Annotated in this window: 27 protein-coding genes and 2 pseudogenes; 10 read left to right on the top strand and 19 right to left on the bottom strand. The window is 60.3% G+C overall.

The annotated features are described in order from the left end of the window. The first annotated feature begins 1 nt into the window (after position 1). The 3 genes from HCF10_RS10420 (at position 2) to HCF10_RS10410 (ending at position 3,665) form a co-directional block, all read left to right on the top strand. Complete coding sequence (locus HCF10_RS10420) at positions 2-1,021, top strand: ABC transporter permease (protein ID WP_053134921.1); 1,020 nt, start codon at positions 2-4, stop codon at positions 1,019-1,021. Between the two features lies 1 nt (position 1,022). After that, entirely contained in the window at positions 1,023-2,636 is a 1,614-nt protein-coding gene (locus tag HCF10_RS10415) for an ABC transporter ATP-binding protein (protein ID WP_131700642.1), read from the top strand. Positions 2,637-2,777: 141 nt separating this feature from the next. After that, a complete protein-coding gene (locus HCF10_RS10410) occupies positions 2,778-3,665 on the top strand; it encodes an AraC family transcriptional regulator (protein ID WP_131700641.1) in 888 nt (295 codons plus the stop codon). Here HCF10_RS10410 and HCF10_RS10405 read toward each other — a convergent pair. Both HCF10_RS10405 and HCF10_RS10400 read right to left on the bottom strand, forming a co-directional pair. Beyond that, on the bottom strand, positions 3,607-4,194 hold the full coding sequence (locus HCF10_RS10405; RefSeq protein WP_131700640.1) for a LysE family translocator: 588 nt from the start codon (positions 4,192-4,194) through the stop codon (positions 3,607-3,609). The genes HCF10_RS10410 and HCF10_RS10405 overlap by 59 nt on opposite strands. Positions 4,195-4,292: 98 nt before the next feature. Next, positions 4,293-5,177: an NAD(P)/FAD-dependent oxidoreductase gene (locus tag HCF10_RS10400; RefSeq protein WP_145337267.1), complete on the bottom strand. Its 885-nt coding sequence runs from the start codon at positions 5,175-5,177 to the stop codon at positions 4,293-4,295. Between the two features lie 144 nt (positions 5,178-5,321). On the opposite strand from HCF10_RS10400, the gene HCF10_RS10395 reads away from it, so the two are divergent. Continuing rightward, the gene (locus HCF10_RS10395; RefSeq protein ID WP_092488675.1) at positions 5,322-5,759 is read left to right on the top strand and encodes an Rrf2 family transcriptional regulator; all 438 of its coding nucleotides are present in this window, start codon (positions 5,322-5,324) and stop codon (positions 5,757-5,759) included. On the opposite strand, the gene HCF10_RS10390 is transcribed toward HCF10_RS10395, so the two are convergent. Continuing rightward, on the bottom strand, positions 5,756-6,385 hold the full coding sequence (locus HCF10_RS10390) for a ribonuclease T2 family protein (RefSeq protein ID WP_167655455.1): 630 nt from the start codon (positions 6,383-6,385) through the stop codon (positions 5,756-5,758). The two genes, HCF10_RS10395 and HCF10_RS10390, sit on opposite strands and share 4 nt — an antisense overlap. Before the next feature lie 19 nt (positions 6,386-6,404). After that, positions 6,405-7,385: a Gfo/Idh/MocA family protein gene (locus HCF10_RS10385; RefSeq protein WP_131700637.1), complete on the bottom strand. Its 981-nt coding sequence runs from the start codon at positions 7,383-7,385 to the stop codon at positions 6,405-6,407. Between the two features lie 126 nt (positions 7,386-7,511). Here HCF10_RS10385 and HCF10_RS10380 point away from each other — a divergent pair, with 126 nt between their 5' ends. After that, positions 7,512-7,874 carry an NUDIX hydrolase gene (locus HCF10_RS10380; protein ID WP_131700636.1) on the top strand — a complete coding sequence of 121 codons (363 nt, stop codon included), beginning with the start codon at positions 7,512-7,514 and terminating at the stop codon, positions 7,872-7,874. A 159-nt stretch (positions 7,875-8,033) separates the two neighbouring features. On the opposite strand, the gene HCF10_RS10375 is transcribed toward HCF10_RS10380, so the two are convergent. The 4 genes from HCF10_RS10375 to HCF10_RS10360 are packed head-to-tail and all read right to left on the bottom strand — an operon-like array spanning position 8,034 to position 9,847. Continuing rightward, positions 8,034-8,507, bottom strand: a complete 474-nt coding sequence (locus tag HCF10_RS10375; RefSeq protein ID WP_145337265.1) for a periplasmic heavy metal sensor — start codon at positions 8,505-8,507, stop codon at positions 8,034-8,036. Then, positions 8,504-8,929, bottom strand: a complete 426-nt coding sequence (locus HCF10_RS10370; protein WP_167655454.1) for a hypothetical protein — start codon at positions 8,927-8,929, stop codon at positions 8,504-8,506. The genes HCF10_RS10375 and HCF10_RS10370 overlap by 4 nt, the downstream gene beginning before the upstream one ends. After that, positions 8,926-9,504 (bottom strand): RNA polymerase sigma factor, encoded by a 579-nt coding sequence (locus HCF10_RS10365; RefSeq protein ID WP_145337264.1) that lies wholly within the window; start codon positions 9,502-9,504, stop codon positions 8,926-8,928. The genes HCF10_RS10370 and HCF10_RS10365 overlap by 4 nt, the downstream gene beginning before the upstream one ends. Positions 9,505-9,535: 31 nt before the next feature. Continuing rightward, on the bottom strand, positions 9,536-9,847 hold the full coding sequence (locus HCF10_RS10360) for a YXWGXW repeat-containing protein (RefSeq protein ID WP_167655453.1): 312 nt from the start codon (positions 9,845-9,847) through the stop codon (positions 9,536-9,538). 225 nt (positions 9,848-10,072) lie between these two features. Between HCF10_RS10360 and HCF10_RS10355 the strand changes: the two genes are divergently transcribed. Both HCF10_RS10355 and HCF10_RS10350 read left to right on the top strand, forming a co-directional pair. Continuing rightward, positions 10,073-10,213 carry a hypothetical protein gene (locus HCF10_RS10355; RefSeq protein WP_167655452.1) on the top strand — a complete coding sequence of 47 codons (141 nt, stop codon included), beginning with the start codon at positions 10,073-10,075 and terminating at the stop codon, positions 10,211-10,213. 116 nt (positions 10,214-10,329) lie between these two features. Next, positions 10,330-11,274, top strand: coding sequence for a GGDEF domain-containing protein (locus HCF10_RS10350; protein ID WP_131700631.1), 945 nt, complete (start codon positions 10,330-10,332; stop codon positions 11,272-11,274). Positions 11,275-11,541: 267 nt separating this feature from the next. Here the strand turns inward: HCF10_RS10350 and HCF10_RS10345 are convergent, their stop codons facing one another. The 6 genes and pseudogenes from HCF10_RS10345 to HCF10_RS10320 form a co-directional block, all read right to left on the bottom strand. After that, positions 11,542-11,802: a hypothetical protein gene (locus HCF10_RS10345; protein WP_167655451.1), complete on the bottom strand. Its 261-nt coding sequence runs from the start codon at positions 11,800-11,802 to the stop codon at positions 11,542-11,544. A gap of 4 nt (positions 11,803-11,806) precedes the next feature. After that, positions 11,807-12,253 carry a GNAT family N-acetyltransferase gene (locus HCF10_RS10340; protein ID WP_167655450.1) on the bottom strand — a complete coding sequence of 149 codons (447 nt, stop codon included), beginning with the start codon at positions 12,251-12,253 and terminating at the stop codon, positions 11,807-11,809. Positions 12,254-12,342: 89 nt separating this feature from the next. Then, complete coding sequence (locus HCF10_RS10335; RefSeq protein ID WP_026136677.1) at positions 12,343-12,672, bottom strand: hypothetical protein; 330 nt, start codon at positions 12,670-12,672, stop codon at positions 12,343-12,345. 12 nt (positions 12,673-12,684) lie between these two features. Further along, entirely contained in the window at positions 12,685-12,978 is a 294-nt protein-coding gene (locus tag HCF10_RS10330; protein ID WP_443200908.1) for a hypothetical protein, read from the bottom strand. Positions 12,979-13,001: 23 nt separating this feature from the next. Further along, a pseudogene (locus HCF10_RS32015) lies at positions 13,002-13,186 on the bottom strand (hypothetical protein); the annotation flags it as partial. Positions 13,187-13,561: 375 nt separating this feature from the next. Continuing rightward, positions 13,562-13,999 carry a DUF3995 domain-containing protein gene (locus tag HCF10_RS10320; RefSeq protein ID WP_131700628.1) on the bottom strand — a complete coding sequence of 146 codons (438 nt, stop codon included), beginning with the start codon at positions 13,997-13,999 and terminating at the stop codon, positions 13,562-13,564. A 92-nt stretch (positions 14,000-14,091) separates the two neighbouring features. Here HCF10_RS10320 and HCF10_RS31390 point away from each other — a divergent pair. Beyond that, positions 14,092-14,193: pseudogene (locus HCF10_RS31390) on the top strand (DUF2946 domain-containing protein); the annotation flags it as partial. Between the two features lie 113 nt (positions 14,194-14,306). Here the strand turns inward: HCF10_RS31390 and HCF10_RS10310 are convergent. Both HCF10_RS10310 and HCF10_RS10305 read right to left on the bottom strand, forming a co-directional pair. After that, the gene (locus tag HCF10_RS10310; RefSeq protein ID WP_131700627.1) at positions 14,307-15,323 is read right to left on the bottom strand and encodes an ABC transporter substrate-binding protein; all 1,017 of its coding nucleotides are present in this window, start codon (positions 15,321-15,323) and stop codon (positions 14,307-14,309) included. A 133-nt stretch (positions 15,324-15,456) separates the two neighbouring features. Further along, on the bottom strand, positions 15,457-15,906 hold the full coding sequence (locus tag HCF10_RS10305) for a hypothetical protein (protein ID WP_177409513.1): 450 nt from the start codon (positions 15,904-15,906) through the stop codon (positions 15,457-15,459). A 792-nt stretch (positions 15,907-16,698) separates the two neighbouring features. On the opposite strand from HCF10_RS10305, the gene HCF10_RS10300 reads away from it, so the two are divergent. Both HCF10_RS10300 and HCF10_RS10295 read left to right on the top strand, forming a co-directional pair. After that, a complete protein-coding gene (locus tag HCF10_RS10300) occupies positions 16,699-16,929 on the top strand; it encodes a hypothetical protein (protein ID WP_065927941.1) in 231 nt (76 codons plus the stop codon). Positions 16,930-17,001: 72 nt separating this feature from the next. After that, the gene (locus HCF10_RS10295; protein WP_027606523.1) at positions 17,002-17,238 is read left to right on the top strand and encodes a DUF2789 domain-containing protein; all 237 of its coding nucleotides are present in this window, start codon (positions 17,002-17,004) and stop codon (positions 17,236-17,238) included. A gap of 107 nt (positions 17,239-17,345) precedes the next feature. Here HCF10_RS10295 and HCF10_RS10290 read toward each other — a convergent pair whose 3' ends face one another. The 3 genes from HCF10_RS10290 to HCF10_RS10280 form a co-directional block, all read right to left on the bottom strand. Then, positions 17,346-18,578 (bottom strand): methyl-accepting chemotaxis protein, encoded by a 1,233-nt coding sequence (locus HCF10_RS10290; RefSeq protein WP_409438493.1) that lies wholly within the window; start codon positions 18,576-18,578, stop codon positions 17,346-17,348. A 547-nt stretch (positions 18,579-19,125) separates the two neighbouring features. Beyond that, complete coding sequence (locus HCF10_RS10285) at positions 19,126-19,530, bottom strand: TraR/DksA family transcriptional regulator (protein WP_003191666.1); 405 nt, start codon at positions 19,528-19,530, stop codon at positions 19,126-19,128. A 359-nt stretch (positions 19,531-19,889) separates the two neighbouring features. Next, positions 19,890-20,912: an ABC transporter permease gene (locus HCF10_RS10280; protein WP_024076018.1), complete on the bottom strand. Its 1,023-nt coding sequence runs from the start codon at positions 20,910-20,912 to the stop codon at positions 19,890-19,892. Between the last annotated feature and the right edge of the window lie 41 nt (positions 20,913-20,953).

The following is a 20,953-nucleotide window of genomic DNA, read 5'->3' as shown; positions in this document are numbered from 1 at the left end:
GATGAACCTGTCCCCCCTCAATCGGCGCCGGTTCGAGCGGTTCAAGGCCAACAAGCGTGGCTGGTGGTCGCTGTGGCTGTTCCTGATCCTGTTCGGGCTGAGCCTGGGCGCGGAGCTGATCGCCAACGACAAGCCACTGGCGGTGCACTACGACGGCGACTGGTATTTCCCGGCCCTCAAGCGCTACCCGGAAACCACCTTCGGCGGCGAGTTCCCGCTGGAAGCCAACTACAAGAGCCCGTATATCCAGGAACTGCTCAAGGCCAAGGACGCCTGGACCTTGTGGGCGCCGATCCCGTTCAGCTACCAGAGCATCAACTACGACCTGAAGGTACCGGCCCCCGCGCCGCCTTCGAGCGTCAACCTGCTGGGCACCGACGACCAGGGCCGCGATGTGCTGGCGCGGGTGATCTACGGCTTCCGAGTGTCGGTGCTGTTTGCCCTGACGTTGACCGTGCTCAGCTCGATCATCGGCGTGATCGCCGGGGCCTTGCAGGGCTTCTATGGCGGTTGGGTCGACCTGGCCGGACAGCGCTTCCTGGAAATCTGGTCCGGCTTGCCGGTACTGTACCTGCTGATCATCCTCGCCAGCTTCGTGCAGCCGAACTTCTGGTGGCTGCTGGGGATCATGCTGCTGTTTTCCTGGATGAGCCTGGTGGACGTGGTGCGCGCCGAGTTCCTGCGCGGGCGGAACCTCGAATACGTGCGCGCGGCCCGGGCACTGGGGATGCAAAACGGCGCGATCATGTTCCGCCACATCCTGCCCAATGCCATGGTCTCGACCATGACCTTCATGCCGTTCATCCTCACCGGCGCCATCGGCACCCTGACCGCCCTGGATTTCCTCGGCTTTGGCCTGCCGGCCGGTTCGCCCTCGCTGGGGGAGCTGGTGGCCCAGGGCAAATCCAACCTGCAGGCACCATGGCTGGGCATGAGCGCGTTTGCCGTGCTGGCGATCATGTTGAGCTTGCTGGTGTTTATCGGCGAGTCCGCTCGCGATGCCTTTGACCCGAGGAAATGAGATGAATCAGGACAATCTGATCGAAATCCGCGACCTCTCCGTCGAGTTCGTCACGGGCGAGCATCACCACCGCGTGGTCAACAACGTCAGCTTCGATATCAAGCGCGGCGAAACCCTGGCCCTGGTCGGCGAAAGCGGCTCCGGCAAATCGGTGACCGCCCACTCGATCCTGCGCCTGCTGCCCTACCCGCTGGCCCGACACCCGTCCGGCACCATCACCTATTCCGGGCAAGACCTGCTGACCCTCAAGGAAAAGACCCTGCGGCATATTCGCGGCAACCGCATCGCGATGATCTTCCAGGAGCCAATGACGTCGTTGAACCCGCTGCACTGCATCGAGAAACAGATCAACGAAGTGCTGGGCCTGCACAAGGGCCTGACCGGCAAGGTCGCGACCCGGCGCACCTTGGAGTTGCTGGAGCTGGTGGGCATCCCCGAGCCGCACAAACGGCTCAAGGCTCTGCCCCACGAACTGTCGGGCGGCCAGCGCCAGCGGGTGATGATCGCCATGGCCCTGGCCAATGAGCCAGAGCTGTTGATCGCGGATGAGCCGACCACGGCCCTTGATGTCACCGTGCAGTTGAAGATCCTAGAGTTGCTCAAGGAGTTGCAGGCACGCCTGGGCATGGCCTTGCTGCTGATCAGCCACGACTTGAACCTGGTGCGACGCATTGCTCACCGCGTCTGCGTGATGCAACGAGGTTGCATCGTCGAACAGGCCGAGTGCGAGACGCTGTTCCAGTCGCCCCAGCATCCATACACCCAGGAACTGCTGGCCGCGGAACCCAGTGGTGGACCGGCCACCAACGAAGTCGGGCCGCCGTTGCTGGAAGTGGACGATTTGAAAGTCTGGTTCCCGATCAAGAAAGGCTTCTTGCGCAACACCGTCGATTACGTCAAAGCGGTGGATGGGATCAACTTCAGCCTGCCCCAGGGCCAGACCCTGGGCATCGTCGGCGAAAGCGGCTCGGGCAAATCCACCCTGGGCCTGGCGATCCTGCGCTTGATTGCCAGCAAGGGCGGGATTCGTTTCGAAGGCCAGCAGTTGGACACGCTGACCCAGCAACAGGTGCGCCCGTTGCGCCGGGAAATGCAGGTGGTGTTCCAGGACCCGTTCGGCAGCCTGAGCCCACGCATGTGCGTCAGCGAGATCGTCGGCGAAGGCCTGCGCATTCACAAGATGGGCACGCCAGCCGAGCAGGAAGCAGCGATTATCGCAGCGCTCAAGGAGGTCGGCCTGGACCCTGAATCACGCCATCGCTACCCCCACGAATTCTCCGGCGGCCAACGCCAACGTATCGCCATCGCCCGTGCGTTGGTGCTCAAGCCACGCCTGATCTTGCTGGACGAACCGACCTCGGCGCTGGACCGCACGGTACAACGTCAGGTCGTGGAATTGCTGCGCAGCCTGCAGGCCAAGTACAACCTGACCTACCTGTTTATCAGCCATGACCTGGCGGTGGTGAAGGCGCTGAGTCACCAACTGATGGTGGTCAAGCAGGGGCAGGTGGTGGAACAGGGCGATGCGCGGACGATCTTTGCCGATCCTCAGCATTCGTATACGCGCCAACTGCTGGAGGCTGCCTTTCTGGTGCCGTGCCCAGAGCCGCTCTGAGCGATCTGCACGCCCACGTCCCGCGTGGGTGTGCCGCACAATCGGATCACTGCGTGCCCCCCTGCCAAGCCAACGGCTACACAAACGCCAGGGTCTGTGCAACGATCCGTTACTGATCTTGATTGCCCTGGAGTCGTGCCCATGACGCTGACCGCCCCTTGCCCCGCCGCGCCGCGCTTCTGGCGCGACGAGCGCCTGCCGTTCATCGAAGCGCGCACCATCGCCGACGGGCGCAAGGTCACTTATACCCGTCACGCCCATGAGCATTTTTCCATCGGCGCGATCACGACCGGGCGCAGCTATTACCATTACGGCGCCGATACGTTCCAGATCAGCGCCGGCACCGTGGTACTGATGAACCCGGGCGATGTGCATGCGTGCAACCCTATCCACGACCAGCCATGGTCCTATCACATGCTCTACCTCGACACGCCCTGGCTGACCGAATTGCAGTACCAATTGGGCTTCAGCACCGACCAGGGTTATCGCGCTTTCAATACGCCGCATACCCGTGACCCGCTGCTGTACAGCGGCTTGCTGGCGTTGTACCGGATGCTGGTGAATGAGCAGGCCGAGCTTCTGCAAAAGCAAAGCGCGCTGGTGAGTTACTTCAGCGAAGTCCAGCAGCGCCTGAACCCTTCACCCACACCGATGCGCGAGGTCAACCAAAAACTGGAGCGTGCCGCCGAGTACATCCGTGTGCACTGCACCGAGGCGTTGAAACTCGAAGATATCTGCCTGGCGGCCGAACTGTCGCCGTCGTACCTGATCCGCGCCTTCAAGCAGTACTACGGGCTGACACCCCATGCGTTCCTGGTCAACCAGCGCATCCAGTTTGCCCGCACCCGGCTGCGCAATGGCGAGTTGATCGCCGATGTGGCCCTCGCTGCGGGATTTGCCGACCAGGCGCACTTCCAGCGCACCTTCAAACAGCATTTTGCCGCCACCCCAGGACAATACCGCGAGGTGCTCAAGCCATCAGCAAATAACCCACACTGGCCACCAGCAACGCGGCCATTGAGCGGTTGAACAGGCGCACGCCGTGGGGATTGTCCAAGTAGCGGCGCAGAAAGGTCCCGGCATAGGCCCAGCACGCCACGGACAGGTAGCAGATCACCAGGTAGAGGCTGGCAAACAACCAGACCTGCGCCGCGTCGCCGTCGGCCACAAACAAGCCCATCCCCGCCACGCAGGCCAGCCAGGCCTTGGGGTTGAGCCACTGCATGATCGCGCCGTAGAGCATCGACGGCGCGGTCGCGCCGCCCTCCGCGTCAAGCCGGCCGTCATCCACCGCCAGTTTCCAGGCCATGTACAGCAGGAAAGCCACCCCGCCCCACTGGATCAGTTGGGTCAGGATGGGCCAGCGCAGCAGCACCTCGTGCAAACCCAGGCCGATCAGTACCAACAGCAAGGTAAAGCCAACGGCGGCACCGAACACATGCTTCTGGCTGGCGACAAAACCGAAGCGCGCGCCTGAACTCAGGGCGACCACATTGACCGGTCCCGGCGTGATGGACGTGGCCAGGGCGAAGGCGGCCATGGAAATGATCAAGCTCATTGCGGTTCCCTTTTTATGATGAGGCGTAAACAGGGCTCCACGGTATAAGGCCCGCGCGCAGCGGTATTGAACAAAATGCCCCTGCGGCGGCAATGGCTTCACGCGTTGATCAACGAGAAATGTGCGCCCACCCCGGCGCGTACGCCCTCGCCCACAGCCAGCGCCACGGACCCGGCGGCGAGGGATGCATCACCACAGGCAAACACGCCGGGCACCGAGGTCTGGCGAGTGTCGTTGGTGTGCAGGTAAGGCCCGGTGGGGCCGTCGGCCAATTCACAGCCCAGTTGTTCGGCCAACGGACCGATGCGCGTGCGGGACATGGTGAAGATCCCGTCGAGGTTGAACACCCTGCCATCGTGCAATTCCAGGTCGGCACGCTCGCCGCTGATACGCCGCACGCCAGCTTTTTCCACCCTGACCCCACGTCGATCCAACTGCGCCTGTTGCTCGGCATCCGGGGTAAACACACCATTGGTGAACAAGGTGGTGGTGCCCCAGTCCGGCAGCATCAGCGCGTGGTGCATCGCCAGGGGTGAGGTTGCCAGGACGCCGATACGGCCTTGGTCCAGTTCATAGCCATGGCAGTAGGGGCAATGGAACACTCGCGTCCCCCAGCGCTCTTTCAAGCCTTCGACCGCCGGCAGTTCATCCACCACTCCGGTGGCGAGGATCAGGCGTCTGGCGTGAAACGTACCGCTATGTTCGGTGCGTACACTGAAACCCTCAGCCTGTGGGTTGACCTTAACCGCACTGCCCTGCACCCAGGTGACCGTCGGATACTCCATCAACTGACTGCGCCCTTCGGCCGCAATGACCTCCGGCGCCTGGCCGTCCTGGCCGAGAAACCCGTGGGAGGTGGCGGCAAACCGGTTGCGCCGCTGCCCCGCATCGATCACCAGCACCTGGCGCCGCGCCCTTGCCAATTGCAGGCCCGCAGACAGGCCGGCATAGCTGCCGCCCACGATAATCACGTCGTACATCATGAAAGTGACTCCATGTTGTGTGCACGGGGTTATCCGCGCACTTTCACGACACACCATAAGTTACATAAAAATAGACCGTCAAGTGTCTCGCAACTTTTCGGGTTACGAACGATACTTTCGACTGACCCAACCTGAGGCTGATCGATGAGAAACGACACGCGCCTGTCGCGCATGCTCCACGTGCTGATCCATATGGGCCGCCATGAAGAACGCGCCACCTCGGAGACCATCGCGCAGATGCTGGGCACCAACCCGGTGGTGGTGCGGCGCACCCTGGGGCTGCTCAAGGAGAAAGGGTATGTGCGTTCGGAAAAGGGCCATCAGGGCGGCTGGAGCCTGGGCAAACCACTGAGTGAAATCACTCTGCTGGACATTCACAACGCCCTGGGCACGCCCTCGATATTCGCCATCGGCCTGTCCACCGATCACCCCGAGTGCCTGGTGGAGCAGGCAGTGAATGCAGCGCTCACGGATGCCTTCGAACAAGCCCAGGCACTGCTGTTGAAACGACTGGGCAAGGTCACCCTGGCGCAGTTGGCCGAAGACTTTGACGAGCGCTACCGCGTGGCAATGCTGCCTTAGCGCTGCATGGGGATGCGAATTTCGCCATCACGGCATTGAGTTTTCACATTGCGCGGGCAGCCGGCGAAGGCCAGGTCTTTAGTCAGGCACACACGCACCTCCGACAGCACCTTGCCTTTGCAGATCACCGCCAGCCCATGGTTGCCCATGCGCGGGTTGCTCTCGCGAAACAGCGCCTCGATCTCGCGGGCCTGCAACGACGGCGGCGTGTTGAACGGTTGCAGTTGCGTAGGGATAGCGACTACGCCCAGCGCCGCATCGGTTTTCTCCAGGTACGCCGACGGTTCCAGCCCGCTGCAGGTGCCGTGCTTGGACCATTCGTGCGTGAGCAGTGAGCGCGTAGGGAACAGCGCCGCGCCCTTGTCCATCTCTTCGCGGCTCAACCGTGATTGCGGCGCACATGAAGCAGGCCACCCTCCCCGCGCGTATTGCGGCCACAAGCCGTGCAGCACGAAGCCGTAGCCCTTGCCCGAACACTGTTCGTTGTCCGGGTGCGTCAGGCAGAAGGTCGGCGACCATGACAACGACAGCACATAAAAATCAAACTCCCCAGGCGTCCCTTGGTTACGCGGGGCTGCCATTGCCGTTGTGGCAAGTGCCAGACACAGGACCATCCAGTATTTCATTCAGCGATTCCTTGAAACATCATCCAGGCAGATTGGGATTACGTTGCAGCACCTTGTCCAGGATCCGATCGGTCTTCAATGCCTCGATCGCCAGCGACGGGTGCTCGGCTTCGCCGCGAATATGCGCGTTCATGGCAAGTACGTGGTGCCATTGGATATGTGCGTGGCACGGGACTTCCAGCACCTCATGCGTTTCGCCCTCCAGGCGCAGCGGTTGGTCTTCGAACACCGAGAACTGAATACGTCCCCGGCTGCCGATCAACTCCACTCGATCCTCCCGGCGATCAGCGACAAAGTTCCAGCAGCCCATGCCCAGTGCGCCAGAACTGAATGTCCAGCAGGCCGTCACGGCGTCCTCGGCCGCATAGTGCCCGGCCTGTCGCGCAGTAAAGCCCGAGACCTCGACGATGTCCCCGGCCAGGTATTGGAACAGGTCAAAACCGTGGCTGGCCAGGTCGGCAAAGTAGCCGCCACCGGCAATGGCCGGGTCGGTACGCCAGTTGGCGGCGCTGGCATCTTCGGCGGCCGGCGGCTTGCACAGGGTCCAGGTCAGGTGGCGTAACGTGCCGATGCGCCCTTCCTGCAGCCACGCGCGCACTTGCTGGAAGCGCGGCAGCGAGCGCCGGTAGTAGGAAACAAACAGGTGCAGCCCGGCACGTTCGAAGGTGCGCTGCATCAGCGCGCTCTGTTCGGCGTTCAGCGACATCGGCTTCTCGACGCAGCAATGCTTGCCGGCCGCCGCCACCATCAGGCTGTATTCCAGGTGGCTGTCGGGCGGCGTGGCAATGTACACCGCGTCCACTTCGGGGTCGTTGATCAACGCCTGGGCGTTGGTGTAGTAACGGGCAATTCCATGACGTGACGCATAATCGCGCACAGCGTCCTCGCGCCGCCCCATCACGGCCACCAGCGCCGAGCCTGGCGCTTTGTAGAAAGCGGGTCCACTCTTCAACTCAGTGACACTGCCACACCCGATCATGCCCCAACGTACGCTGCTCATCTGTTTTCCTCGTCCGTTTTCATCAATCGAGCAGTATCCACATCCCCATCGCGGCGCGCCACAACCACTTAGCATGACAATTGCATTACACTTTTATGACACTCATCCCGCTGCGGGGCACAGACGATGAAAATACGCGCAACGGTCATTTGCGAACACGAAGGGCATATCCTCTTCGTGCGCAAGGCCAGATCAAAATGGGCCTTGCCGGGTGGCAAGGTCGAACGCGACGAGCGCCCGGTCGGTGCGGCCGAACGGGAGCTGGAAGAGGAAACCGGGTTGAACGTGGACGGGTTGCTGTACTTGCAGGAGCTTAAAGCCCGCGACACCGTGCACCATGTGTTTGAAGCCTCGGTGGTGAATATCGCGGATGCACGGCCTTTGAACGAGATTGTCGATTGCCAGTGGCACCCTTATGGCGCCGTGGACGATATAGACACTACCGACGCCACACGTCATATCGTCAAATCCTTTCTACGCCGCCTGTAAATACGCACTCGACCTGCTGTCGATTAATCCTTGTTTACCAAGCCCGCTTTGGAGTCTTTCAAACCAGGCGCTGGGGGCGCTTCGCACCCCAACGGGAGCAAGCTCCCTCGCCACGGGGACAGTGCTCGTCCTTAACCGAACGACTTCAGGTCTCGCAGCTCACGACCGAGGTTTGTTGCCTGCCGACTTTGCCTGCCCGCGCATGTACAAGGCCTCTACCAGCTTCTGCCGTTCATCCTGGGGCAAGGTATTGGCGAACTGCGCCAGGGTGCTGTCCACCAGCGCCCGAAGGGCCATATCGGCCTCCCGTGCCTTGGCCAGCTCTGCAACCAGTGCTTCACGGTCCAGGCTCGGCGCTTCCAATTGCTTGATCACCCCCAACCGTGCTTCACGCCCGGCCATGATCAGCGGCTGGCTGTCGTCGCGATTGTGACGCAGCAGTTGGCGCAGCTCCCTGCGTCGCTCCGGTGGCAACTTGACCATCGCCTGGCGCAGGCCGTGCGGGTTGACCACCACTTCGGCGGGCGGGGTGTTGGCCATCCAATGGTAGAGGCCACCACCGACGCCGCCGATCAAAAACACGTTGAGCAGTACCGAAACGAGCAGCCACGGCTTGAGGGATCTGGCGGTCATTGTTCGGTTTCCTCGGCGTTGACGCTGAAGACGACTTCCGCGTCGCCTTGATCGAAGACGCTGGGCAGCACTTCGGAGGACAACATCGGCAGCGGCACGCTCAGGGACGCCACCAGCATCCCGGTGACGATGCCGGCAATGCCCACGCCGATAAGGCCAGCGGGCGATAACCAGTTGGCATAGCGTGACCAGAATGAGCGTGGGGCGGATTGGCGTATCTGCCGGACCAGCGCCGGGTCGGGGAATGCAAGTTGATGGCTGTCCAACTGGCTGTCGAGCCAACGTGCCTGCTGCAAGGCTTTACGCGCGTTCACATTGCCACTGCGGAGCAATGCCTGGGCCGTTACCCGTTCAGCCTCGGGCCAGCGACGCAGGTCCGCCCCATAGACGTCGGCCAGATAAACAAAGCGTTCGGGTGTCATGATTTTCCCCTTCCTGGGCGGGCAAGCCCGGGTGTGTCGGCAAGTTGGCTGCGCAACTGGCGTCGGGCCCGCGACAGCAGGCTCTCCAGTGCCTCGACGCTGATATTCATCAGGGCCGCGGCGTCGATGTTCGACAGCTCCTGGTAGTACTGCAACACGATGGCTTCGCGCTGGCGTTCGGGCAAGGCCGCCAATGCGGCGGCCATGCGTGCACTGCGGTCCTGGGTCTCCAGTTGCTCTTCAGGCGATGGCGAGCTGTCTGCCACTTCCAGCGCCTGCGCGTCGCTTAACGGGCGCTCCTTGCGCCGCCGCAAGCGGTCGTGGCACAGGTTCAGCGCGACCCGGTGCAGCCAGGTGTCGAAACGCGCCTCGCCACTGCGCCAGTGGGCGGCCTGGCGCCAGATGCGCAGGAAGCTTTCCTGGGCCACGTCCTTGGCCTCGTCGGCGTCTCCCAGGAGACGACCGGCGAGCGCCAGCAAACGCGGGAGTTTGCGCGTCACCATTTCGTTGACGGCGGCAGGTTCGTTATTGCCGATACGCGCCAGCAGCTCGACGTCCGGATCAGGGTCTTTCAATCGGGCGGTTCTCAGGGCCAAGGGGCAGGGTTCAGGGGATCCAATGCCCTTCGCGCCAGTACCAGTTCGGCCCATGGGCTTCCCAGTGACCCGGCTCCCAGCGCGCGTGACGCATCACGGGCTGCCAGTGGCCCGGCACCCAGCCATAACCGCGCCCTTCCCAACGCCAGTGGCCAGGATCCCAGGCATAACCGGGGCGCTGGGCCGGGATCATTTCCACGCGCTGCGGCGGCGGCGCCTGCTGGATGATGATTTCGGTCTGGGCAAAAGTCGGGGTGCTGACAAACGCGGCGAGGGCCAGCGGAGCAAGCAAGGCAAAACGCAATGTGGCCAGGGGTCTCATGGCAACTCCTTCATGCAACACGCGAAAGTGCAGGTTGCTGATGGGTTGAACGGCGCGTGCGCAAAAATCCGTCGCGGGCTGCGCAGATTTATTTTCGGGCAGTGTTCGAAGGCAGTATTGCCCAGAGGATGACGGGGTTTGATGAAATATCTGAAAGCTTCGCGACGGATTCAGGCAGGCCGCAACGTTGAAGGATTAACCCAGGTCAATCCAAGAGGAAACACCATGTACCGTCGACTTACCCTGCTGGTTGCCGCTTTGCTGATCGTCTGCCTCAGCGGCTGCGTGATCGTGCCGGAGCACCGTCATTGCTGCTGGCGTTACTACGGCGCACTGGATACACCAAGCCATGCTGTCAATAGCTAGCGGGCCGCCACAATGCCCGCCCCTCGACCTCTCGTCTGCTGCCTCGGCAAGCGCTTGACTCCCACCGTCGATCACACGACGCTCTGGGCACTTAGCCATCATTCGAGCCGTCCACCATGAGCATTGCCCCTCCGAGCCAGCCCGACAGCGATGTATACCGGACACTGCTGGAGTCGACCAAGGCCATACCCTGGCGTATCGACTGGCAGAGCATGACCTTCAGCTATATCGGCCCGCAGATCGAAGCGCTGCTGGGCTGGACCCCGCAAAGCTGGGTCAGCGTTGACGACTGGGTCTCGCGCATGCACCCGGACGACCGCGAATACGTGGTGAATTTCTGCGTGTCGCAATCCCGTGCCGGGGTGGACCATGAGGCGGATTACCGGGCGCTGACGGTGAACGGCGACTATGTCTGGATTCGCGACGTGGTGCACGTAGTGCGCAAGGACGGCGAAGTCGAGGCGCTGATTGGCTTTATGTTCGACATCAGTGAACGCAAGAAGACCGAAGAACACCTGGTGCGCCTGCAAAAGCAACTCGAGGAATACTCCTATCAGGACGGCCTCACCGGCATCGCCAACCGGCGCATGTTCGACACCATGCTCGAGCGCGAATGGGCCAGCGCCCAGCGGAGCCAGTTGCCGCTGTCGTTGATCATCCTGGATATCGATTTTTTCAAGCAGTACAACGACCACTATGGCCACATCAAGGGCGACGAGTGCCTGCGCCAGGTCGCGCGTACCCTGTCACTGGCCGCCAACCGGCCCCGGGACTTCATCGCACGTATCGGTGGTGAGGAGTTTGTGTGGTTGCTGCCGGAAACCGATGCGGCGTCGGCCAGACAGGTGGCACAGCGCTGCCTGCACCTGATCTGCCAGCAACAGATCGAACATGGCTGTTCAGCGGTATCGAACCTGCTGACTCTGAGCCTGGGCGTGGGTACGCACATCGTCAAACCCGACAGCTCGATGCTGGGTTTTGTCGAAGACGTCGACAAGCTGCTTTACCAGGCCAAACGCAATGGGCGGATGCGTGCGGAGTATGCAGAAGGTGAAGTTTGACGCCGGGGGTTAAATCCCAGGCAAAAAAAATCCCAAGTAGCTGATGGAAACTTGGGATTTAAAAATGCATAAACCGTGGGAGGTGAACGCCCGGCTATAGTAACGAGTGTAAAAAGCTGTAACAAGAAAATTTTATATCCTTTCGTCGGATTAAAAGCGGTGTAAGTCCTTCAATAACCACATGTTTTTTAAGGTAGTGACGTATATGAGTGCCACTTTTTGGTGCAACTACCGTCGATATTTCCACTTATAAAAAAGGGTTATTAGTTAAGGCGGCATGACACTCTTCGACCCGTTCGCTCTCAATTGCTTGCAGGTATCGCGAAGTTCGAGGCCACCGGATGTGGCCACACTGGCGACTCGCTCAATCTGCTGGCAAAGTGCCAAACGCTCGGCCGCTTCTTCGCGCTGGCGATCCGCCTTGGCGTTGAGTTGCACGAAATAGCCCCCCAGCACCACCGCGACGAGCAGCACGCCGACCGCGAGGAAGCGCAAGCTGGCGGGCGATGGGTGTCCTGCCGGGCTCATCGGCTTACCCTCCCCTGCTCTTCTGATAGCGAACGTCGTCAGCCTCGACCCGCTCCACCACCGACCAGCCCAAGCGCCGGTAGAACCCGTTGGCGCGGATTTCGTCGCGCCCGTCTGTGATCAGAAACAGCGTGTCGTGGTGTTCAAACAATGCGGCCTCTGCCACCGCCATCAGCTTCCGGCCCAGGCCCAGATTTTCATGAGAGGGCAATACGAACATCGCAAATACCTCGCCCTCGGCCAGATCGACCATGGCAAAGGCTGCACGCACACCGTCCACTTCGGCGACCCACGCGCAGGGTGCTTCACGGATGCTGTCGGCCAGCATCTGGGGCGTAATGCCCAGGTCCGCCATCTGCGCGACACTCAAATGGTTTTGCACCACCGAAGTGCGGATGGCAAACAACGCGTCGATATCGTCCAGCCTCGCAAGGCGAATAACCGTGTGCATACAAGCCTCCTCTATCAGGAGCGCAATTGTATGCAAATGGAAACACGCGTTTGTCGTGGATTTGTAAGCCGGCGCCGGCGAGTAGGGTTTTACTTGCGTGCCACTTTGTAACGCACGCAATCCTGGTAGAAACTCTGGCGAATCGCTTCGGGCTTGAGCCGTGAACGACTGTCATATGTCTGCTCGGTGATGCCCATGGCCATCATGCGCATCCAGGATTTATTGAACTTGATGGTCTGGATCTTCTGACGCGCAGCGTACAGCGACACCCCCGACAGCTTGAGCTCCTGGGCCCTGGCGGCCGTGCCGGCGCCCCAACTGCACATGTACTTGTCACCCTCGCGCAGCTCCCGTGCCTGCACGGCAGCCGCGCCGCCGGCCAGGGAGCAGGCGATCAGCATGATTCCAACAGTGCGCATTTGCTTCCCCACCTAACCACCTGAAAATAAAAGCGATTCTGGCGAGAATTTTGTTACAAAGGGGCCATTAAATTGCCTTATCGGCGTGCCATCACCACTGGTAGGTCGCGCTGAAGCCGTGTGGCGCGGTACCGCGTAGGTGGTGATGCCCTCGGCGTTAATGGCCGGGTCTACGCCGATATCGTTGATGGGCGCATAACGCACGGTGTCATTCGACTTGCTGATGCGGTTATCCAGGTAAGCATAGGCCGCCGTGTTGTCGTTGAGACTGGCCTTGCCTTCCAGCTCAAAACCACGGGATTGCACTTCGCCGTCCTGGCTCTGGCAGCGGCCGGCACCGAACCGTAGAACGCGCCCTTGGGGTCCTTCTGGAAATGCCCGAGCAAGGTCAGCGAGGTGCCTTCGTCGGCCGCCAGGTGAACGCGCTGGACAACGACTGGCGACGGGTTTCGGTGTGTTCGACCTGGCCATCGGCATCGTCGAAAAGCCCCGCCACCCGGTAGGAATACACGCCTTAATGGTCAATTGGTCGAGACGCGAAGCCGTGGCGCCGCGGGTTTCCGGGAGGACTGCGGCGCTGTAGCGCAGGTCTGGTTGAGGCTCTCGGCATTCTGCGCACGCATCTGTTCTTTGGTGCCGATGGAGATCATTAATTTTTTATCAGCTACCGCCCTTATTATATTTAAGAAGGCAAAAATCGTTATATGCAACTAACATTAGATTTTTCCGACAACTAATATATCGGAAAAGTTGAATCATTCGAACTATTGGCCGAGTGACCGAAAACATAGGGAAGTGTTATGCCTATCTACTTTGCTGAGCGTTGCGTGAGGACAACTTTCTTTTCTTGCATCCCGACTCAATACTATTTGATCAGGACGTAACCCCCTCACCCCCACGCCACCACCAACAGCCCCACCCCCAACACCAAACACAACGGCGAATAAAACCACGTATCCAGCCGCGCAAACCGTGACCCGCCGACCTTCTTGAAAAACCCCACCAACTCCGAATCCCCAATCGCCCTGGCAAACATCAGCAGGGCAATCGCGCTGATGCCCCATTGCAACGCCGCATGGGATACCGCCGAAAAGTACAGCCCGGCCCGCAGGCACACCAGCAGCGCAATGCCTACCAAGCCCATCGCCACCAGAAAGGTACCCAGCGCCGAGGGCTTGAACGCAGGGCGAGGCCCGCTGGCGAATTCGCCGGGCAGTTGGGGGATGGCGGCGAGGCTGCCGAGTTTGCCGCCGGCAGCCCAATACAGGTGCACCATGCTGATGCAAGTAAAAACGCCGACGATCCATCGTGCGATGACAAAACTCATGGCGGGTTCTCCCTGAAAGGTGCGAAACAGGATAGTCGCCCTGAGATTTTTTGCAGGTATTTCGTCGGCGGCTGATAGTAAAGTGCCGCCCCATAAAACTCGCCCGTGCCGACCGCTCGCTCATTGCCTGGATGCTCTATTGCCGCGGCCTGCTCAATGTGTCCGCCTGCAGTATCGGCCACGGGCAGAGGGTTCGCTTGAGCTGGCGGTGCAAACCAGATGCTAAAGCGGCAATGCAAAAAAAATGTGGAAGAAGCACCGCCCCTCCCACATTTCTGGATCTCCGCTCGGTAAGTAAGCTTCGTGCTTACTTCAAGCTCGCCTCAACCTTCTGCGCCACATCCTCGGTCAACCACGCCTTCCACACCTCTGGATGTTCCTTGAGAAACGCCTGGGCCATCTCCCGAGGCGCGGTGTGGTTCTCGCTCATGGTCGCCAAGGCTTTATTCAGCGGCTCAATCGGCAACTCAACCTTCTCGAAAAACTTGGCAATCTGCGGATGCTCCTTCTGGAACGGCGTAGACACGCCAATACTCAGCTTGGATGCCAACGACCGCGTTGGCTTCGGATCAGGGTTATCCGCATCCGTCAGAGTCTTCCAGGCCTCGGCATCGAACGGTGGTTCTTCCAGCTGGATCAACTTGTAGCGTCCCATCAACGGCGTCGGTGACCAGTAGTAGAACAACACCGGTTTGCCGCGACGGATCGACGAGGCGATTTCGGCATCCAGTGCAGCTCCCGAACCGCTGCGGAAGTTCACGTAGCTGTCATCCAGGCCGTAGGCCTTGAGCTTCTGTTTGTTGACCACTTCCGAGGTCCAGCCGATGGGGCTGTTGAGGAAACGCCCCTTGCCTGGGGATTCCGGGTCCTTGAACACGTCCTTGTAACGCGCCAGGTCCTTCACGCTCTTGAGGTCCGGCGCCAGGGGTTTGATGCCTTTGGCCGGGTCGCCCTTGACCACATACTCCGGCACCCACCAACCCTCGGTGGCGCCTTTGACCGTATCGCCCAGGCCCACCACCTTGCCTTCGGCCTCGGCCTTGACCCACACCGGGCTGCGGCCGGCCCACTCTTCACCAATGACCTGGATGTCGTTCTTGGCCAGGGCGGTTTCCAGGGTGATGGTGGTACCGGGCAAGGTGTCGGTGGGCAAGTCGTAGCCCTTCTCGACGATGACCCGCAGTATTTCGGTGATCAGGCTGCCGCTTTCCCAGTTCAGATCGGCAAAGTGCACCGGCGCCTGCGCGGCCGAAGCTGGCAGCGAAGTCACGGATAAACTCAGGGTCGTCAGCGATGCAGCCAACAGCGTTCTCAATCCTTTCATGCCCTTGCACCTCGCGATGTCGCAGCAAACAACGAACGGCTTTGCTGTCTATGCGCGAAGCCTCTGAATAGTTAAGTCAACTCAACTGTAGTAGAGGTTCCGGGAGATAGGAGATGTTCGCAGTATTTACCGATTATTCACTGGCCTTGAACGTCACCAGCTCACCCTTGCGCCATTTGGCGGCCTTGCCGGTCACGGCCTTGAGGGTTTTGGTCAAGCCTTCCTGCAGTTGTTCATTGGCTGCAAACACCAGCATCACACTGTGGCCTTCCTTGAAGACGATGCCCTGGCCCTCGGTCGAAGACACAAAGGCGTAGTCGCCCAAGCCATACACCGTCAACTTGATATCGCGGAACTTGAGTTCAAACTTGCCACCTTCGCGACTGGGCAATACCGCAGCACGGAAATGGTCACCCACTTTGAGCTCCAGACGGGGCTTGTCATCCACCACCATGGCCGCTTCGGTATCGATTTCGGCGATGTAGATGCCTTCCGGCGTCTGCTCAGTGATGTAAACAAAACGGGATTGAAACTGCTTGACCAACTTTGCGCGCAAATCACCCAGCACGAACAACGCGTGCATATCCAGATTACTGACTGCCAAGGAAACGCCCCCATATAGAAAAAAGCACTGTCCGCCAGAGCGGGCAGCACAAAGAAACGGCCATCTCGGCACGATCACACAACACATTCATTGAAAAACTGAAGAAGACCCCGTTGCTGCGCCCAAAGCCCCGGACGGGCGTGCACGATGGGCCTAGCGCAGGGACATCAGGCATCGCAGGAGATCACAGGTTCAATAACCAGAGAATACCGGTCGACCCGCTTCAGAGAATAACACTATTAAAAACGCAGTTTCCGACAGCTCATACAAACAAAAACATCTCGGCGCGGAACCAGGTGCGGGCTGCCGACGACAATACTAAAACAGCAACACGGGTCAACACCACCTGTAACGCTGCTGGTAGGTCAACAAGATCGACAGGAGCTGACCATGCAACGACGCCCATACGACGCTACGTCTTCCCGCACTCGCTCATCATGTCAGGACGAACGACAATACTACTGCTTGCGCACTCCCAACGGGTACCCCAATTCCGTTCTTTACCAAGTTGTACCCGCCGGAAGAAACTTCTTCCATATCCGCGAAGTTACCAGTGGCAGAATCAAAGGCTTTCGCAGCGACCACATCGAGGCCTGTGAACTGGCCAAGCGGCTGGAAGCCTCACTGTACGACGGGATCGTTTCGTCACCCGGATGACTTTACTGCGCCGCAGCCCTTCAACAACTGCCATACTGGCCTGTCCATTGGAATTTGCCCCCGCACGGGCCAGGTTTCATCAGTGCAGTTGGTTACCTCGAAGGGAAGGTTTACGTGACGGAATTTGATATTGGCGAATTTTTCATCCATGGCGACGCAAGGGAAGTAGACGGTGAGTTTCAAGCAGTGATCGTGATGCGCGCCAAGCCACCGTTGACTACCGTCACGACGCACCAGGTCGAAAAAGACCGTTGGTTCAAGACCCTCGATACCGCCGCCAGCGCCGGAAAAGAATCCGCGCAGGCACTCAAGGCTGCAGTGGATTCAGGGGCACTGACCTCCTGACAATCCGATCGAACTCTACCGCGCCACAAGCCTCCCATGCATAACGATCCTGAAACCCGCACGGAGACTGACATGGATGCGCCAATACCTACACTCGAAACGTTATTTGAACAACTGGGCCTGGACTCAACACCCGAAGCGATCGATGCCTTCATCGTCGCGCACCCGCTGAGTGACGACGTGAAGTTGATCGACGCGCCCTTCTGGACGCCGCAACAGGCTCAGTTCCTCAAGGAAGAACTGCGTGAAGACGCCGATTGGGCCATGGCGGTGGATGAGCTGAACCAGCGCCTGCATCAACCGCAGTAATCCACCCAATGCCGGCTGCCTGACCGCAACGGGCGCAATAGCGCTTGCCAGGCAGCCTGTATTTCCCCGCTGCTTCCCGACTGGCGAAGCACAGACAGCAACAATCCCTAGCGCACAGCCTTCGCCCCCTCCGGCTTATACCCCAGGCGCAAGCCACCCCAATGCCGCCCCCGGACCATGATCGGCACCGACAAGTCGTGCATCAACTCGCCGGTATCGCGGGTGTAGGTCTGCAATAACACCGCTTGCTGGTGGCTGCCGCAGCGGATCCCGGTGCGGTCATCGAACTTGCGCTTGGTGCGGTTCTGCACCGCGTCGACCTGGGCATCACCGGTCAGCGCCTGGGAAAACGCCTTGTTGTGCGTCGGCACATACCCCTGGGGCGTGCAGGCAATGGCAAACACCAAGCCTTCATGGCGTGGCAACAGCGCTTCCTGGATGGCCGGCAGCACCTGATCGGTGTAGCCATCGAACCGGCTGTGGTACTTGCTCGGGCTGGTGTTGGGGATCAAGGTGTAGCTGCGGTCGAACAAATCATCCAGGCTGATGCGATTCTGCTGTACATCGGCTTCGAATTGCGCGGCAATCCGGCTCGCGCCTTCGCACGCCAGGTCGTAGATGCGCTGGTGATAGTCATCCAGCCCGACTTCCGCCAGGCGCTCACTGATCGTTTCGGCCTGCCCTTCCATCTGCACAGCGGCCTCGGCCAACTGGCGGGTTTGCTGGTCGCTGACGATAAGGTCGCTGCGCATTTGCTCCACGGCGTGGAAGAGGCTGTCGAGTTGAACGCGGTTGTCGTCGGTGCCCTGGGCGATTTCATTGACCTGGCCTTCCACACCCGCCGCCAGGCCGGCAATGTTCTCCAGGTGCTCGCCGGCGTGCTCCACCTGCTCGACACCGGTGTGCAAGTCTGCCGAGAGCTGGCGAATCTGCTCAACCACCTGGGCAGTGCGTTGCTGGATATCCGCCACCATCACCCCGACTTCATCGGTGGCCGTGGCAGTGCGGCCAGCCAGCCCACGCACTTCATCCGCCACCACGGCGAACCCGCGACCGTGTTCACCGGCCCGCGCCGCTTCAATCGCGGCGTTGAGCGCCAGCAGGTTGGTCTGGCTGGCGATGGACTGAATCACCAAGGTCACCCGCTGGATTTCTTCACTGCGTTGGCTCAGGGCTTCAATCAACTCTCGACTGGCATTGGCGCGCTGGCTGAGTTGATGCATACGAATGATCGACTGGGCCAGCACTTCACGGCCTTCAGTGCTGCGTTGATGGGCCTGGCTGGCCGCCTGCAGGGCCTCGCGACTGAGTTGAGAGGTGACCTTTTCGGTACTGATCATCACCTCGGCACTGCTGACGATCTGCTTGGCCGCGCCCAATTGCGATTGCACACGAGCCGCCAGTTGCTTGACCGAGTAGGCTACGCCGGCAGCGGAAAGTGCGTTATGGCTGGTGGTATAGGACAGATCACGGGTCAGCTCGCCAATAGCATCGGTAGTGTCGGGCGGTGCCGTGCGGGATGTGCGGTTCATAAGGCTTGGCAGCCAGATCACCAGCAAGGCAATGGGCAGGCAGAGATATATCGGCAGGCTGGCAAACGCCAGGCCCAGCAGTACCAGCACCATTGCGGCGCTCTGCAAGAGCGGCATCAACCAGCCGGGCAACCCACGCACCACCGGTTGCGGTAGCACTGCTGCGCCCATCAGAGATCCGTCTCCAGCCATCTTCGTCACCCCACCGCTTGTCATTATTGTCCCTGCATTAAACGCCACTATCGAGCCATTATCCATGGGCCTTTAGTGGGGTAGCTTGCAGCAGATCAATAGACGAGGGCGTAACGGGTCTTTCTCCGGGGGACCGCGCAGGCGACCCCCCAGCTTCAGCGCATCAGGCTTGGCGCTGGTGCTTGTCGATCTGCTCGTGACGCTCTTGCGCTTCGATGCAGTATTTGGTGGTAGGACTGATCAGCAGGCGCTTGAGGCCAATAGGTTCACCGCTGTCATCGCACCAGCCGAAGGAGTCTTCCTTGATGCGTTCCAGTGCACGCTCAAGCTGCGGCAGCATGCGCTGATCGCGGTCGATGGCGTTGACCAGCCAGGTGCGCTCTTCTTCAACGGAAGCGGCGTCGGCCGGGTCGGCCGGGGTGTCCAGGCTTTCAATGGCGATGCGGTTCTGCTCAATGCGCTCGTGGTGCTCCACCTTCATGTCTTGCAGCAACTTCTCGAAAAAAGCGTGCTGTTCGGCATTCATGTAGTCATCCGCCGGCATGGCCAGCAACTTTTCCTTTGTCATTGATTTCTCTATAAAAAATACGTGCATTAAGGCGAATAAGGGAGCGTTCCGGTCGACCTCTGCAGGTCTCGGAAAGGCGCCATCCATTCCAAGCGCCACCCGGCACTCAATTTACGAGGGGCGGCAGTCTAAGGCCGACTTGAGGGCACAGCAACTGAAATGACAGGCATTTTTACCGATATAACCCCCAAAGGCACCAGGACGGGCTTGGCGAATGGTCATCGGAGTGCGTTTATAGCAAGAAATTCAGTGTTGTGGAGCTATATAGAAGACAAACGGTTGAAACAGACTGTTGATGATTAAATGTGGGAGGGGCGGTGCGACGATTCGACTTGCCCCCTCCCACATTTTGTACTGCGTCAGCGTTTAAGCTTGCGCTTGTTGCGATATTGGTCGATCACCACCGCCACCACGATGATCAGGCCCTTGATGATGTCCTGGATATACGCATCCACGCCGACAAAGGTGAACCCGCTGGCCATCACCCCGAGGATCAGCGCGCCGATCACAGTGCCGGTGATACGCCCTACCCCGCCCGCCAGGCTGGTGCCACCGATCACCGCGGCGGCAATCGCATCCAGCTCATACGACATGCCCATGCCCGCCTGGCCGGTGGCAGCGCGTGCCGAGGCCACCACACCCGCCAGACCTGCCAGGAGGCCGGCAATGCTGTAGACGATGATCAGGTGCCGCTTGACGTTGATCCCCGACGTCCGCGCCGCCTGCATATTGCCGCCGATGGCGTAAGTGTACTTGCCGTACTTGGTGTAGCGCAGGGCGATATGGAAAATCACCGCCACCACCAGGAAGATGATCACCGGCATCGCGCCATGGCCGATAGCCGTGTACGAATCCGAGAGCATGCTCACCGGCTGGCCTTCGGTGTAGTAGCGCGCCAGGCCACGGGCCGAGACCATCATGCCCAGGGTGGCGATAAACGGCGGAATACCCGTGACGGCGATAATGCTGCCGTTGATCGCCCCCGCCAGCAGCCCCACACCCAACCCCATCGCCACCGGAATCCACACCGGCAAGTCCGTCAGCGAAGGAAACACCGCCCGGGAAAAGTCGGAGGTTTGCGCCAAACTGGCGGCGATCATCGCCGACAGCGCCAACACCGACCCCGACGACAGGTCAATCCCCGTGGTGATGATCACCTGGGTCACCCCGATCGCCAGCAGGCCGATGATCGACACTTGCAGGATCATCAGCACCAGGCGCTGGGAGTTCATCAGGAAGCTCTGATCCCGCACGATCCAGCCAAACAGCTCAAACACCAGGCCGATGCCGATCAGCACCAGGAAGATGCTCAGCTCGGTGGGCAAGCGCCGACGATGCTTGACCGGTGCCGTGGCAGGCTTGTTGTCTGTTATTGCGTTCATAGCCAATCACCTTCTTATTCTATGGCACGGACCAACCGCAG

This window comes from Pseudomonas sp. B14(2022) (assembly GCF_012030485.1).
GTDB lineage: Bacteria > Pseudomonadota > Gammaproteobacteria > Pseudomonadales > Pseudomonadaceae > Aquipseudomonas.
Note: the sequence above shows the minus strand (reverse complement) of the source record. Positions and strands in the feature narration are given on the sequence as shown.